At 64.9% G+C, this 1219-nt stretch carries 1 protein-coding gene and 1 pseudogene; both read left to right on the top strand.

Going from position 1 to position 1219, the window contains the following annotated elements; all coding sequences use genetic code 11:
* Positions 1–481, top strand: a pseudogene (locus AC1D1G_RS45350) (hypothetical protein); the annotation flags it as partial.
* A 23-nt stretch (positions 482–504) separates the two neighbouring features.
* On the top strand, positions 505–1218 hold the full coding sequence (locus tag AC1D1G_RS45345; protein WP_317571824.1) for a YwaF family protein: 714 nt from the start codon (positions 505–507) through the stop codon (positions 1216–1218).
* Position 1219: the final 1 nt, after the last annotated feature.

Raw genomic sequence — 1219 nt, 5'->3', positions numbered from 1 at the left:
CGTGTTCACCCCGCTGACGACACTCATGCTGCTGGTGCTGCTGACGGCATTCGCGACGACCGGCAGCGTCGTCGACGTCGACCGAAACCTGTTGATCCTGATGGATCTCATCCTCGTCGTCGTCCTGGGATTGCTGTTGTACGCAATTTCGGCCCGTGACCCCTACCTGCCGCCCGACCTGTTCGACCGCCTCCAACTCGTCCTCGTCGTCAGTGCCCTCGCGGTCGACCTGCTGATGCTGTTCGCCATGCTGACTCGCATCGCGGAATTCGGCTTCACCCCGAACAAGGTGGCGGCACTCGGAATGAACCTGGTCCTCCTCGTCAACCTGACGTGGTCGGCTCATCTCATCCTCGGGTTCCTGCGTGGCCGCCGCGGATTCAGCTCCACCGAACGCTGGCAGACCCGTTACCTTCCCGTCTTCGGCGTGTGGGCGGCGTTGATGGTCGGCGTTCTCCCACCGGTTTTCGACTTCGTGTGACGACGGTGCGGAGCTGATCGAGAGTGTTCTCATCGGACAGGGAATTCACGGCGTACGGCCCGTCGTACTGGGCGATGATCGCGCTCTTCGTCGTGGGGGCCGCGGTTCTGGTCTGGCTCGGACGGAGGCAGACCGAATCGCAAGCCCGGCGCCTGGGCCGAGTCCTTGCGGTGCTGACGGCCGCCATATACGGCGCGACGCTGGTTCATTTCTCGATTCCGCCCACGATCGACGGCTCGGTACCGCTGCGCCTGACCGATCTCGCGACCGTGGCGGCGGCCTGTGCCCTGTGGTCCCGGGCGCAGTGGGCCTACGCGCTCACGTATTACTGGGGACTCGTGCTGAGCACCCAGGCGTTGATCTCACCTGTTCTGACCGGCCCGGACTTCCCCCACTACCAGTTCCTCGCGTTCTGGGCGATTCACCTGCTCGTGGTCTGGGCGGCCATCTATCTGACGTGGGGTCGAAGGATGCGGCCCCGGTGGCGCAGCTACCGGTTCACGGTCCTGGTCACCGTCGTCTGGGCGGCAGTGACCTTCACGTTCAACCGCGTCGCCGGAACCAACTACGGCTTCCTCAACAGAAAGCCCGCCACCGCGACCCTTCTGGACGTTCTGGGTCCCTGGCCGCTGTACCTACTGAGCGCGACGACACTGATTCTCGCGGTGTGGGCCCTGATGACGTGGCCGTGGGAGCGGGCACGACGACGCACCGAGGACATCCCGCGGCCCTCCTGAT

The sequence above is a fragment of the Rhodococcus sp. P3_B8 genome (genome assembly GCF_056402775.1).
The sequence above is the reverse complement of the archived record's forward strand: the minus strand, read 5'-3'. Positions and strand labels throughout refer to the sequence as shown.